Source organism: Actinomadura rudentiformis, from assembly GCF_008923185.1.
In the GTDB taxonomy this organism is placed as follows: domain Bacteria; phylum Actinomycetota; class Actinomycetes; order Streptosporangiales; family Streptosporangiaceae; genus Spirillospora; species Spirillospora rudentiformis.
Genome location: NZ_WBMT01000003.1, coordinates 540001 through 552570 on the forward strand (window position 1 = coordinate 540001; position 12570 = coordinate 552570).

Genomic DNA, 12570 nt, shown 5'->3' on the forward strand with positions numbered 1-12570 from the left:
CCGTAGCAGCACTGCCTCTAATCCTGGCCTCAGGTTGGTCGGGGACAATGAGCGGCAATGCATCGACTGGAAGGGGGCGGGCCGGCGTGCGGATCATGATCGCGGATGATGAGAGGGCCATCCGTGAGTCGCTGGAGCGGGTGCTCCAGGTCGAGGGTTACGACACCAGCACCGTCGCCAACGGTCTCGCCGTGCTCGACGGGGTCGGTGGGGCCGGCGGTGACACGCTGGATCTGCTGATCCTCGACGTGATGATGCCCCGCCTCGGCGGGTTGGAGACCTGCCGGCGGTTGCGGGCCGCGGGCCGGGATCTGCCGGTGCTGATGCTGACCGCCCGTGACCAGGTCTCCGACCGGGTCGCGGGGCTGGACGCGGGCGCCGACGACTACCTGCCCAAGCCGTTCGCCACCGAGGAGTTGCTGGCCCGGGTGCGGGCCCTGCTGCGCAGGCGTACGCCGCCCGACGGGGAGTCGCAGATCCTGTCGTTCGCCGACGTCCGGCTCGATCCCGACAGGTTCGAGGCCTGGCGGGGCGGGCGGCCGCTGCGCTTGACCCGGACCGAGTTCTCCCTCCTGCAGGTCCTCATGCGCAACGCGACCCGGGTCTTGACCCGCGACGCACTGTTCGAGGCGATCTGGGGCTTCGACATGAGCGCCACCGCCAACAACCTCCAGGTATACGTGAGCTACCTGCGCCGCAAGATGGAGGCCGAGGGTGAGCCCCGATTGATCTACACGCTGCGCGGCCTGGGATACACGTTGCGGGAGACTCCTCCGTGAGCAGGCCCGCCGGCCGGGAACCGCGCCGGCTGACCCGGTGGTGGCGCCGGCGGTCGCTGCGGACCAGGCTGACGGTGATCGCGGCGACGGCCATCACGGTCAGCGTGTTCGTGGCCTTCCAGGTGGGCATCGAGCTACTGAACTGGGAGCTGCAGGACACCGCCGAGAATCAGCTACGCGTCGACTCCCGCTTCCTGGCGACGAACGCGGAGCGCGCCGGTCTGGCGCAGGTCCAGCTACCGCCGTATCCCGGATCCGGTCGGCTGGTGCGGGTCATCCTGCCTGACGGCTCGACCCGGACGCCGGCCGGCCAACCCGCGCTGCCCCCGGTCAGCGAGCACGCCGGGCGCGTGGCGCAGGGCGGGTCGGCCGATTTGATGGAGTGGAACGACAGCGACGGCTACTTCATCTACACGCTGCGGGCAGGCGACGGCGCGGTCCAGGTGGCCGGCGTCGCCGACGACGACAACCCGATCACCGAGTTCGGGTTGGGCATGCTGCTGATCGGGCTGCTCTGCGTGGTCGGCGGCGCCCTTGTCGGGCTGACCGTGGCGCGGACCGGGCTGGCACCGATCGACCGGCTGACCGCCGCCGCGGTACGTGTCGCGCACACCCGGGATCTCGACGCCGACATCCCGGATGAGGGCGGTGGGGAGATCCGGCGGCTGATCCAGTCGATCAACGACATGCTCGCCGCGCTCCGGGACTCCCGGCGGGCCCAGCGGCTGCTCGCCGAGGACGCCGCCCACGAGCTCAAGACCCCGCTCACCAGCCTGCGCCTCAACGTCGAGCTGCTGATCCGGCTCGATCGGCGCGGCACCCTGGACAGCGCACTGCCGGCGGAGAGCCGGACCCGGCTGCTCAACGATCTCGGCGCCCAGGTGGCCGAGTTGAGCGCCCTTGCCGCCGAGCTGACCGACCTGGCGCGCGGTGACGTCAGCGACGAGAGCACCGAGCTGCTCGACCTCGCCGACGTGGTGGTGGCCGCCGCGACCCGGGCGCGTTCCCGCGTGCCCGACATCGAGGTCGCGCTCGACGTGACCTCCGTGTGGGTGAGCGGGCGTCCCGCTGCGCTCCAGCGGGCGGTGCTCAACCTCATCGACAACGCCGGCAAGTGGTCCCCCGCGGACCAGCCGGTCCAGGTCCGGCTCCGTGCCGAGGGCGCGTCGGCGGTGCTCGAGGTCGACGACGCCGGGCCGGGTATCGACGCCGCCGACGTACCGCGGGTGTTCGACCGGTTCTACCGTGCCGACAGCGCCCGGGCGTTGCCGGGATCCGGTCTTGGGCTGTCGATCGTGCAGCGGGTCGTTGACGCCCACGGCGGCCGGACCACCGTCGCCCGCTCCGCACGCGGTGGCGCGCTGCTTCGGGTCGACCTTCCGGCCGCGGCCCCGCCCGCCCCGATCGCACGGCTCACCGCTGGGGAGGACACCGCGGAGCGCTGATCCGCCCCGGGGGGCGCGGCGCAGGACAAGGGACGGCGGCCCTCGGGCATGGCCCCGCGCGGCTCACCGTCGGAGCAGGACACGGTGCGCCGACCCCAGCCCCGGCCGCACGGCGCAGGACAAGCGGCCCATCACCGGGCAGGACACCGCGATGTGCCGACCCCAGCCCCGGCGTGTGGCGCAGGACCAAGGGCGGCGACCGTCGGTGTCGGCGTACTGAGAAGAGTGCTCAGGCACGTACAGACGAATGTGTTCAGTCGTGGGACCGGGACGACGACCCTGCGGCCGTGGCGGTGTCGGCGAGCGTCCATGACTCGCCGGAGGGGGTCTGAACCTGGAGCACGCGGGCGTAGGCTCTCAGGGATGCGGATCGGCGAACTGTCCAAGCGCACGGGCGTGAGTCCGCGCTCACTGCGGTACTACGAAGAGCAGGGCTTGCTGACCAGCTCACGCTCCGACGCGGGGCAGCGTCACTATTCCGATGCCGCGGTCCAGCGCGTGTCGCTCATCCGACAGCTGTTCGATGCGGGTATGTCCAGCCGGGTGATCGCGACTGTGCTGCCGTGTGTGGACGTCCCGGGTGACCTGGGCATCGCCGAGGAGACGTTCACGGCGATGATGCGCGAGCGCGACCGGATCGACGCCGACATCGCGCACCTGATCGAGACCCGGGATGCACTCGACGTGCTGATCAAGGCCAACATCCGGCACCGGGCGGAGCTGTCCACGACCCCGGAACCGGTGGCACAGTCGGCCTGATGCTGTGACCTGCCCCACAACCGGTTGCCCCTTACATCGATGTGAGGGGTGAGGATGGCCGCAGCGCCCGGAACCACCGGGCCGGTCACACGAGAGGCAGCAGAAAATGGGGCAGGCATGGGGTTTCGGCAGGTATGGCGGGCCCGAGGTGCAGGAGTTCTTCGATCGCCCCGATCCCGTTCCCGGTCGCGGCGAGGTGCTGATCCGGGTCGACGTGGCCGGCGTGAACCCCCTCGACCACCTTGTGCGTTCGGGTCTGGTCCCCGGGCTCGACGGCGGGCGTCCGTTTCCCCGCGTGCTGGGCATGGAGGCAGCCGGAACCGTTCTCGCCCGGGGCGAGGACGTCGACGGGCTCGAGGTGGGTGACGCGGTCTTCGGCCTCGCACTCACTGGTGGCGGCACCTACGCCGAGACGACCGTGCTGTCCGCGCCGAACACCGCGCGCATCCCGGCCGGTCTGTCCGCGACCGTGGCGGCAACGCTGCCAGTGGCCGGGACGACCGCGGTGGATGCGCTCGACCAGCTCGGCCTCCCGGCCGGTGCCACGATCCTGGTCAACGGGGTCGGAGGCGGAGTCGGTCTCGCCGTCGCCCGGCTGGCTCTCGCCCGCGAACTGAGTGTGATCGGCACCGGAAGCGCCGCCAAACGCCAGCACGCCGAAGCCATCGGGGTGCGGTTCATCGACTACACCGCCGAGGACGTCGCCGCCGCGGCACGCAAGCTGGTTCCGGACGCCTTCGACGGGATCGTCGACCTGGTCGGAGGCACCTCGCTGCGGACGGTCGCTCCACTGGCCCGCGATCCCCGCACCGTCATCGCCGTGGGTGATATGTCCGTGCCCGATCTCGGTGGGCGTTTCATCGAGCGGCGCCTCGACCGCGAGAACCTGGAGCGGTCCGCCCGGCTGGCCCTCGACGGAATCCTCGCACCCGTGATCACCGCGGTCCACCCGCTCTCCGACGCCCCAGCCGCCCTCGCCACCGTCGAGAACGGTCACACCTCGGGCAAGGTCGTCATCAAGGTGGCATGAGAAGTGCCCAGCCGCCCGACGCCGTCGACCGTCCATCGCGGACTGACGAGAGCCCGTGGTCAGCGCATCACCAACTAAGCACATTCACCTGTACGGGGTTGAGCACGTTCAGGCGTACGCCGACAGTCGGGCCCATGAAAAGATCCGGGACGGGCTTGGGTCCCCGTCCCGGATCTCGTCCGTGCCGCCGCGCTCACCGTTGCAGCGTGGGCTCCTCGTCGTCGGCGAGCGACTGTTGCCCGTCCGGCAGCTCCGCCGCTGGACGGGACAGCCGGCTCGGCCACCAGATCCGCCGGCCGATCAGCAGGGTGAGGGCGGGCACCAGGACCGACCGCACCAGCAGGGCGTCGAGCAGCACGCCGAAGGCGACCAGGAACCCGACCTCGATCAGCATCACCAGCGGAAGTGTGACGAGGACCGCGAACGTGGCCGCCAGGACCAGGCCTGCCGAGGTGATGACGCCACCGGTGGCGGAGAGGGCTTTGAGCATGCCCTCTCTGGTGCCCAGACGCACGGTCTCCTCCCGAGCCCGGCTGGCCAGGAAGATGTTGTAGTCGACGCCGAGCGCCACCAGGAACAGGAATGCCAGCAGCGGCACCGAATAGTCGATGCCCTTGAACCCGAGGATCGTGTCGAAGACGAACACGCTGCCGCCGTAGGCTGCGGCGAATGAGACGATCACGGTGGCCATCAGGACCAGCGGGGCCACGATCGCTCGGAGCAGTAGCCCGAGGATGATCAGGACGACGATGAGCACCAGCGGGATCACCAGCTTCTCGTCGCGGCTGGTGGTGACCTCGGTGTCGAGGTTCTCCGCGCTCGGCCCGCCGACGATCGCCTCCGCCCCGCTCACCGCGTGCACGGCGGTGCGCACCCGCTTGATCGTGTCGTACTCCGCGACGGTGTCCGGCGCGTCCTTCGGGAACACGGAGATGTTGGCCCAGCCACCGCTGGTCTGCTCCGGGATGGCCATGGCCACACCGCGAGTGCCCTTGGCGATGTCGAGCACCCGCTCCTGGTACGCCGGCCGCGTGAAGATCGTCATCGGCTGGCCGCCGAGCTCCGGGAAGTGCTGGCGGAGAACGGTGAAGCCGGTGACCGACTCCGGCGCGGACAGGAACTGGTCCTGCTCACGCAGGGCGCCGGTGTTGCCCGCCAGCCCGATGGCGAGCACGCCGAGGACTCCGAGCGAGCTGAGCGCCGCCACCCACCGGCGGCGGTTGATGGCGGTGCCGAGCCGTCCCCACAGCCCCGGCTTCTCCTCCACGACCGTGCTGAACCGCGGGATGGCCGGCCAGAAGATCCGCCTTCCGAGCACCACGAGCACCGCCGGGAACAGCGTCAGCATGGCCACCAGCGCGCATAGGATGCCGGCCGCGCCGATCGGGCCCAACCCGCTGGTGCTGTTCAGGTCCGCGACGAGCAGGCAGAGCAGGCCGGCGACCACGGTGGCCGCGGACGCGACGATGGCCGGCGCCGCGCCGCGTAGCGCGTGGACCATCGCGACCCGGACGTTCTCATGGTGGTGCAGGGCTTCCCGATATCGAGCGATGAGCAACAGCGCGTAGTCCGTGCCGACGCCGAATACCAGGATCGTCAGCAGCGCCGAGTTCTGGTTGTTGACCACGATGCCGAAGCCCTTGACGAGCAGGTAGACGGTCCCCATCGCGGTCAGTGCGGCCGCGCCCACGGCCACGAGCGGGATGAGCCACAACACCGGGCTGCGGTAGGTGAGAATGAGCAGGAGCGTGACGACGACGAGGGTGGTGAGCAAGACCTGCACGTCGATGCCGTCGAAGACGGCGTCCATGTCGCCGTCGATCGCGCCCGGGCCGGTCACGTCGAGTTCCAGGCCGGAGGGGCGGTCCTTCGCGGCGTCCCGCAACGGGCCGACGATGTCCTCCGGTCCGCCGTAGGTCGTGCTCACCTCGAGGGTGAACATCATCGCCTTGCCGTCGGTGGAGGGGCTCGTCGGTGGGCCCTCGTCGTCCTCGCCGGCCGCCGCCTTCGGCGGGTACCGCTTGGCAAGGGTGTTGTAGTGGCGCTTGACCGTCGCGCGGTCGGCGTCGGTCATGCCGCCGGCGCGGTGGTACACGAAGACGAACGTGTTGTCGTCACCGCCGGGGAGACTGTCGTCCAGCACCGCCACCTTGGTGGACTCGGCACTGGCCGGCAGGGTGTCTACGGCGCTGTCGGTGGTGACTGAGCTCAACTTTCCGCTCAGCGGCACCATGCCTGCCGCCAGCACCAGCCACAAGCCGATCACCAACCACGGCACCCACCGGCCTGCCAACCGACCGCCCGGCACTTTCCCGGGCGGCGCTGCGTTGACTGCCATCACTGGCCTCCTACATACGGGTTACATCGCTGATCTGGATGCCTATTTGCTACCGAGCGAACCTGAGACGACCGTTAATACGGTGCTCAGGGAGGTTGGCCGAACCACGTGCCCAGCGCACGCACCAGCGTGATGGCGTCGAGGTCCCGCCCGGTAAGCAATGCCCAGGCGACACAGCCGTTGGGCCGGATAAGTGCACCGCACTCGCACCTGGCGCGTGCCGCGCAGATGCTCGGACATCACAGCACCAGGACTTAACCGAGCAGGAGTCGTCCGGGCTGGATACACCGGTCGTGGCGGCCAGCGAACGGCGAAGGACGGGCTCCTGGTGGAGCCCGCCCTTCAGCTGGCGATCACCGTCGAGGCGGCCACACCGAACGACTTGCAGAAGCCGCTTCGGTGTCCCTGATCTCGGTCAAGCTCGTCTGCTGCTCGCTCAGCAGGCGTTGGAGGTCAGCGGTGACGACACGGTAGCTGGTTCCGATACGGATCACCTTGCAGGGGAAGCTGCCGCGTTTGGCGAGTTCGCAGGCGCGGGTGCGACCAAGCCCCAGTGCGCGGGCCGCGACCTCGATGGTCGTGGTGGTCGGCAGAGCGCGTAGCTCTTCGCGGCTCATCGGTTCCATGCTCAGCCGTCCTTCCGGACGGGACGGATTGTGGAGGCGCCTTGGGGTGGTTGTCGGTCAGAGCCACGAAGCAGCGAGGACGCCTGCTGGACCGAGACCGGGAAGTCCTCGGCGGCGAGCTCTACGGGGGATCGGGTACGAGAGTTGTGCGGGGAGACGGGGCCGCCGTGGATGGCGTTGATCGCGCTTTGGGCTTCGCTGAGCGCTGCGTGTAGGCCGCCGCTGTGCTTACGTGCGGCTGAGAGCGCCCGCCCGCATTCCTGAAGGACGGGAGCGGTCGCTTCGTCGCGGTCGTGACCGAGTCGACCTTGCTCCTCTTCGTGAAGGAGGAAGTCGTTGAGCTGCTCGATGGTCTGATCGAGGCCGTACGCGGCGGCGCCGAGGTTGCCGAGCACCGTATAGACGGTGCCGGGCTGCGTGAGACCGGGTGGGCCGTTTGTGGCGTGGTTGAGCTGCCGGACCCGCTCGTACAGGTCGCGAGCGAGCTGCTCGGTGGACGAATCGTCATGGGCTCGGGAGGTTGATCCCTGGGGCTCGTTGCGCATGATCGCACTCCTTGGGACAGAGGTGGGCATCCATGGGGATGCGGCTCGTGGTGGTCATGCCGGTCTCCTCTCTCGAAGAAGGCATCGTCCTGTCGGCGAAGAGGACGCGCCAGTGCCTATCAACTATAAGTGATGACAGTGATCGATGTCTCTTTCGGGATCTCACTCAACACTCATCGGCTTCGCCCCGGCCGAGGAGTCGGCACTTGCGTCGGGCGATGCCCGGGCAGAGGCACCGCGCGCGGATCGAGGAGCTGCGGCCCCAGCGGAGCGGGGAAGTCCGCCGTTACGAAGTGGGCAGGGTTGTCAGCCGCGGTTGCTACAGAGGGTTTGGTCGCGGCGTGAGCAGCAACAGCACGGCCGACGCCTCGTATGTATGTGGAAGCCGTACGAGCGGCTGCGGCCTGGAAGAGACGCCGCTGCGCTGCACGATGCTCGGCGAAGTTGTCCGCGATGTCAGCAAGGACCATCAGCAGTGCTGCCAGCTCCAGGGTGATGTCCCGACGGCGTCCCACGGACGCGATCGCCAGTGCTCTGCCGGCCAGGCGCAGCGCACCTCCATGCCGCGTCGGAATAGGCCGCTGCCCATGAGGCTCACGAGCTGCTCGCGCGTACGAGTCCGCTGCTTCGGCCAGCTGCCCGTTCTGTGTGATCGCCGCGGCCACGTGCAGGACATCGGAGGCGGCCGATGCGACATCCGCCCGCGCGTTTGGATCAGTGGTCCAGCGCATCTGCTGAGATGCGGCGACCGCGGTCTTGCCTGCGAGTTGGTAGATAGCGGCCCGCTGCGCGTGGGTCAGTCCGGCGCCGGTCCGCGGTCCGCCGAGGCCGCCCGGACCGCGGACCGGCGGTCCGGACCGTCCATCCGCCGGTCCGCCCGGTCCGGCGCCCCAACGTCGACGGAGCTTCGGCAGAGACAGTTCTGGTGCGAGCTTGCCACCAGAGAACCAAACAGGTTCGCCGCCTTGGTTGGCATGACCTGCGAGGGCAACCGCATATCCGGTGACCTCACCTGGGTTGACCTTGCTGAGTCGCTGCTTGACCAACGTGCCGCCGTCCTGCAGCAGAGCGAAGAACTCCCTCTCGGATGCCGCGCCGGTCGCCGCTGTCACCACCGTCCGGCGCAACGTGTCGCGCGGTGGTTCGCTCAGGCCCTTACGCCGGGCACTCTCGACCTCAGCCGTAGTCGGCCGAGGTGTTGCGGTTCGGTCCGTCGGCGCAGTCCGCGTCAGCCCATAGCGCTCCTCGACGGTCCGGCAGGCCGTCCGGACCTTCAGATAGTCGCGCCGGACCGAGGGATTCCGCCCGTCCTCACGAGCGAGCACCACGACGATATGAATGTGGTCGTCGGCGTGACGAACAGCCACCCACCGGCAAGCCGCCTCGTCGCCGCGCGGAACAAAGCCGGTCTCGTGGACCACTGCTTCGGCGATGTCCGCCCACTCGGCGTCCGACAGCGTGCGGTCACCCGGGGCAGTCCGGATCGAGCATTGCCACACAGGATCGTTCAGGCGTGTATGCCGCAACGTGTCCAGTGGCGAGCTCAAGACATCGGCCAGGTGCCGGACGTCCGCCTTGCCATCAGGCGTCCATCCGGGTTCCATGGCCATCGGCATGCGGAAACCCGCGACCAGGTGCGGATCGACATGCTCGCTCCTGCGACCGGGGCCGTACAGGTAATGGAGCAGCGGCCTCACGTCCTGGCCGCGGGTCACCTTTCCGATCACCGTAGACGACGCCCCACTTCGACTGCCGAAGACTCTAGCCGCTGCAAAACTCTCGTCAGGTAGTGAAGAGCTGCCGTCAGCTCTTCGGGTACGTTCCCATCCGAGTTCGCCACCCGCGCGAGTTGGTTGAGATTTACCCCGATGCGATTCACTTGCCTCGCAGCTGCCCGCAACTCCTCGCAGATCTCCGGCAGTGCGCCGATAGGCTCATCAGGAGCGGCAAGCCGGACAGCGTTCACGATGAACGCGCTGTACGCCATTCCTTTTCTGGTAGCCGCTTCACAGATCTCTTCGTACTCATCGTCACTGACACGGAACCTCATCGTTCGTTCTCGTCGACGGCCCTGGCCTGTGCGGGAGCGGCGCTCCAACCTCATCGCCTTGTTGCCCTCGTCGCCCGTGACGGCACCTCCCACTGATCTTCGGGACCGCGCCTGGTCCTCCAACCAGTGTGCATTGTTGACTTCCATAAGTCCACAATGGTGGCCACGCAAGCCTATCTTGCAGCCCTCGAAAATCAGCTGCGAATATCAGCAGGTCGGCCTCACTGCCATTCAATGCCGATCGCGACTTCCTGGAGAGTTTCAATCCCCCGAAGCATCACGCCCTGACGATTAGTCCGAAGCACGCTTGGCCAGAACGGGAATAGCAGCGATCTTGTCAGCGGCGAAGCGTTCCAACCTCAAGACCGAGGGTCGGCGCGATGGGGCGCATCGAATTACCTCACTCGGTGTGACAATGAGGTCGACACGGAAGTCATGCTCTTCCTCGGGCACGAACTCGCTCACAACCTGGAGGTCGTGGACGGTGGTGGCGATGATGGTGCTCGCATCGATGAGCCCGGCTTCTTGCGCCAGGGCGAACTCGATGTCGGAGTATCCGGCGCCCTTGCCGAGTCGAGCGCCTTGGCGGTTGACTGCAACCGACCCACACAGCACCAGATTGACCGGACGCATCTGGCTCGGTGTGACCTTCGGCGCCTGGGCCTCAGCCGCCTTGCTGGTGGCAACCTCAACGGGCAGCCGATCCGGGTCCAACTCGTAGAACGGCCGTTCGTCGGCAAGCCGCGGGACGGCCATGTACACGAGCTTGCCCTCTCGAAGCGCACGAGCACGGACGGGCAACTGCGCCCGGTCCGGATTGGCCTTAACTACTTGAGCGGATCGCCAGTCAGGCAGCGACGCCAACAGCTCGGCCGCGCGCTCGCACCCAACGAAGTCAGGGATGTGTCCGTGAACGCCGGGCTCACGAACCGCTCTCTCCCTCTCCAACAGATCCCAGACACGATCCCGCACCTCATGCTTGGCCTGGTCGCTGCCCATCCTTGATTCGTACGCGGTCAGGCCGCCGTCATCAAGGCCAGCAGCCGGTCATTGATCTCTTTGACCGCTGGCTCATCACGCCAAGGAGCCAACTCACGCCCGGCGGTAAACACCAGGTTCATACCTCCGCCGCCCCGTGTTGCCTCAACAACGTTGATGGCTTCATGCAAACAGCTCAAAGCGGCGTCAAGCTGGCGCGTCCGGATGTGGGCGATGCTGAGGTTGCCCAGAACAATGGCGCTGGCCTTCTTGCCATCCCGGCGCAGCGGAGCCAAGGTGCCGACAGCCCGTTCCGGCCGTCCAAGGAACAGATAGCTGGAGCCAGCCAAGCGCCCATGATCGTCAGGAGTGAAGAACTCTACGGCCGGGTCGGAGTCGCTGCTCCTGTCGAACTGAGCGAGCGCCGCCCCAAGCGCCTTTTCACAGCTCACGGCCTCCTGATACATAGCATGCGCCTCCCCCACATGCATCAGCGCTATACCGACCAACGCAGGACTGACACTCTTCGCGGCCCGAGCGGCGGACTCGGCGAGCGCCAGCCCCTTGCCCGGATCACGCAGTCCGTAGAGGGCGACATAACTCCTGCGCAGTTGAGCATGCGCCTCAGCAAAGCCGTTGCCGACCTCCCGCGCCGCCTCAACAGCAGCGTCGAGGTAGGCCAAGGTGGTCGCGTGATCACGCCGTTGCGAGGCATCCCAGACGAGCTGCCCCATGAGCGTGGCCGACTCAGCCTCAGCTTCCAGCAACTCGCGAAGCACCCGCCCGCTGGGAGCGTTCTGCCGAAGGAAGGTCACCTGCCCGTGGCATTGCCCTGCGGCTGCCAACAACAGGGCCGATGGCACCCGGTCGTACTCCTCGCCGAGCGCCTGCACGCGTTGACGTAGTTGAGCAGCAGCGACGAGGTCAACACCAGCCGGATTGCCCAACACATGTGTCAGGCGTTCATCTCGCTGCGGCTCAACACAACGAACGTCGTCGAGGAGAACACTCAGCTCCTCCAGCGAAGTCCGTAGCTCACCGGCCAGACGAGGCCGAATGAAGGGCAGCGGATTAGTCTCTGCCCGCTCCCAGCGGCCCACAGTTGAACGCTCGACGCCCAGCCGTTCAGCGAGTTGCTCCTGGCTGAGCCCCGCAGAGCGGCGCTTCCGCGCCAGGCCATGTCGTTTAAGCGCCATACCGCGGCCTCCTAACGTCCTGCGTCTGACGTTCCCAGTCTTCTGCCCGTCTCGGCAGGTCAATCCACACGATGCGCCACGGATGCCACATCGATGCTCCTCCACCGCTCTGGCCCGTCCACCGCTGCCGCCGTTCGGTTTACCTGAACACCGTGAACAGGCAAGCACAGACGGTGATCAACCCAGCTCTACCTCGACGATCCGCCCTAGCCATCCCGAGATGAAGGCAATCGACATGCCCGACAGCCATCCTGCCCAATGGCCTCTCCGCGACGAGATGGAGTTCGCCTGCCTACCCAGTGCCGCCCGCTGGGCGCGCAAGCACACCCGCCACACACTGGCCCGCTGGAACCTTCCACACCTCACAGGCAACGCCGAACTCCTGGTGTCGGAGCTGGTCACCAATGCCTACAAAGCAGCCGGCGTAGACGTCGAGCACCATGGCTACGCCGCCCTGATCGGCGTCCCACCGATACAGATGCGCCTAGCCTCAGACCACCGCCGACTCCTCATCGAGGTATGGGACCACAGCCCCAAACCACCCACCATCAGGCAAGCTGACCTCGAAGCAGAGAGCGGACGCGGCCTCTTCACGATCGACGTCCTGTGGGACTGTCTGAAAGATCGTGTGGGTGGGGTGGTGATCCGGAAGGCTGGGGCTGAGGCCCCGGCCGGGAAGGATCATGCGTGACCAACCACGATGAGGACGAGACAGGTAGCGGGTTGGATGTCCAGCTCGCGGCTGAGCTGATCGAGCGGGCCAAGGCTGAAGGAGTGTCGCTGGTCGGGCCGGATGGGCTGCTGGCCGGGATCACCAAGACCGT

The 12570-nt window shown here is 67.7% G+C and carries 13 protein-coding genes; 5 read left to right on the plus strand and 8 right to left on the minus strand.

Going from position 1 to position 12570, the window contains the following annotated elements; all coding sequences use genetic code 11:
- Positions 1–95: 95 nt before the first annotated feature.
- From F8566_RS09030 to F8566_RS09045, 4 genes are all read left to right on the plus strand, one after another.
- On the plus strand, positions 96–779 hold the full coding sequence (locus tag F8566_RS09030; protein WP_449691302.1) for a response regulator transcription factor: 684 nt from the start codon (positions 96–98) through the stop codon (positions 777–779).
- Complete coding sequence (locus F8566_RS09035; protein WP_151559463.1) at positions 776–2224, plus strand: HAMP domain-containing sensor histidine kinase; 1449 nt, start codon at positions 776–778, stop codon at positions 2222–2224. The genes F8566_RS09030 and F8566_RS09035 overlap by 4 nt, the downstream gene beginning before the upstream one ends.
- A gap of 363 nt (positions 2225–2587) precedes the next feature.
- Positions 2588–2983: a MerR family transcriptional regulator gene (locus F8566_RS09040; RefSeq protein WP_151559464.1), complete on the plus strand. Its 396-nt coding sequence runs from the start codon at positions 2588–2590 to the stop codon at positions 2981–2983.
- Between the two features lie 106 nt (positions 2984–3089).
- Entirely contained in the window at positions 3090–4013 is a 924-nt protein-coding gene (locus F8566_RS09045; RefSeq protein WP_151559465.1) for an NADP-dependent oxidoreductase, read from the plus strand.
- A 193-nt stretch (positions 4014–4206) separates the two neighbouring features.
- Here F8566_RS09045 and F8566_RS09050 read toward each other — a convergent pair whose 3' ends face one another.
- The 8 genes from F8566_RS09050 to F8566_RS09080 form a co-directional block, all read right to left on the minus strand.
- Positions 4207–6351, minus strand: a complete 2145-nt coding sequence (locus F8566_RS09050; RefSeq protein ID WP_151559466.1) for an MMPL family transporter — start codon at positions 6349–6351, stop codon at positions 4207–4209.
- An 86-nt stretch (positions 6352–6437) separates the two neighbouring features.
- Positions 6438–6581 (minus strand): aromatic-ring hydroxylase C-terminal domain-containing protein, encoded by a 144-nt coding sequence (locus tag F8566_RS52840; RefSeq protein WP_404800282.1) that lies wholly within the window; start codon positions 6579–6581, stop codon positions 6438–6440.
- A gap of 123 nt (positions 6582–6704) precedes the next feature.
- Positions 6705–6977: a hypothetical protein gene (locus F8566_RS09055; protein WP_225992983.1), complete on the minus strand. Its 273-nt coding sequence runs from the start codon at positions 6975–6977 to the stop codon at positions 6705–6707.
- 2 nt (positions 6978–6979) lie between these two features.
- Positions 6980–7522, minus strand: coding sequence for a hypothetical protein (locus tag F8566_RS09060; RefSeq protein WP_151559467.1), 543 nt, complete (start codon positions 7520–7522; stop codon positions 6980–6982).
- A 173-nt stretch (positions 7523–7695) separates the two neighbouring features.
- Positions 7696–9249: a relaxase/mobilization nuclease domain-containing protein gene (locus tag F8566_RS09065; protein ID WP_151559468.1), complete on the minus strand. Its 1554-nt coding sequence runs from the start codon at positions 9247–9249 to the stop codon at positions 7696–7698.
- Positions 9246–9719 carry a MobC family plasmid mobilization relaxosome protein gene (locus F8566_RS52845; protein WP_151559469.1) on the minus strand — a complete coding sequence of 158 codons (474 nt, stop codon included), beginning with the start codon at positions 9717–9719 and terminating at the stop codon, positions 9246–9248. Before F8566_RS52845 ends, F8566_RS09065 begins: the two co-directional genes overlap by 4 nt.
- 144 nt (positions 9720–9863) lie before the next feature.
- A complete protein-coding gene (locus tag F8566_RS09075) occupies positions 9864–10571 on the minus strand; it encodes a 5-formyltetrahydrofolate cyclo-ligase (protein ID WP_151559470.1) in 708 nt (235 codons plus the stop codon).
- Positions 10572–10588: 17 nt separating this feature from the next.
- Positions 10589–11746: a helix-turn-helix transcriptional regulator gene (locus tag F8566_RS09080; protein WP_151559471.1), complete on the minus strand. Its 1158-nt coding sequence runs from the start codon at positions 11744–11746 to the stop codon at positions 10589–10591.
- A 220-nt stretch (positions 11747–11966) separates the two neighbouring features.
- On the opposite strand from F8566_RS09080, the gene F8566_RS09085 reads away from it, so the two are divergent.
- On the plus strand, positions 11967–12437 hold the full coding sequence (locus F8566_RS09085; RefSeq protein WP_192809587.1) for an ATP-binding protein: 471 nt from the start codon (positions 11967–11969) through the stop codon (positions 12435–12437).
- Positions 12438–12570 lie beyond the last annotated feature (133 nt).

Coding starts and splice junctions, on each gene's coding strand:
- F8566_RS09030 (WP_449691302.1), top strand. CDS start 96: ATGATCGCGGATGATGAGAGGGCCATCCGTGAGTCGCTGGAGCGGGTG.
- F8566_RS09040 (WP_151559464.1), top strand. CDS start 2,588: ATGCGGATCGGCGAACTGTCCAAGCGCACGGGCGTGAGTCCGCGCTCA.
- F8566_RS09045 (WP_151559465.1), top strand. CDS start 3,090: ATGGGGCAGGCATGGGGTTTCGGCAGGTATGGCGGGCCCGAGGTGCAG.
- F8566_RS09050 (WP_151559466.1), bottom strand. CDS start 6,351: ATGGCAGTCAACGCAGCGCCGCCCGGGAAAGTGCCGGGCGGTCGGTTG.
- F8566_RS09055 (WP_225992983.1), bottom strand. CDS start 6,977: ATGGAACCGATGAGCCGCGAAGAGCTACGCGCTCTGCCGACCACCACG.
- F8566_RS09060 (WP_151559467.1), bottom strand. CDS start 7,522: ATGCGCAACGAGCCCCAGGGATCAACCTCCCGAGCCCATGACGATTCG.
- F8566_RS52845 (WP_151559469.1), bottom strand. CDS start 9,719: ATGGAAGTCAACAATGCACACTGGTTGGAGGACCAGGCGCGGTCCCGA.
- F8566_RS09075 (WP_151559470.1), bottom strand. CDS start 10,571: ATGGGCAGCGACCAGGCCAAGCATGAGGTGCGGGATCGTGTCTGGGAT.
- F8566_RS09080 (WP_151559471.1), bottom strand. CDS start 11,746: ATGGCGCTTAAACGACATGGCCTGGCGCGGAAGCGCCGCTCTGCGGGG.
- F8566_RS09085 (WP_192809587.1), top strand. CDS start 11,967: ATGAAGGCAATCGACATGCCCGACAGCCATCCTGCCCAATGGCCTCTC.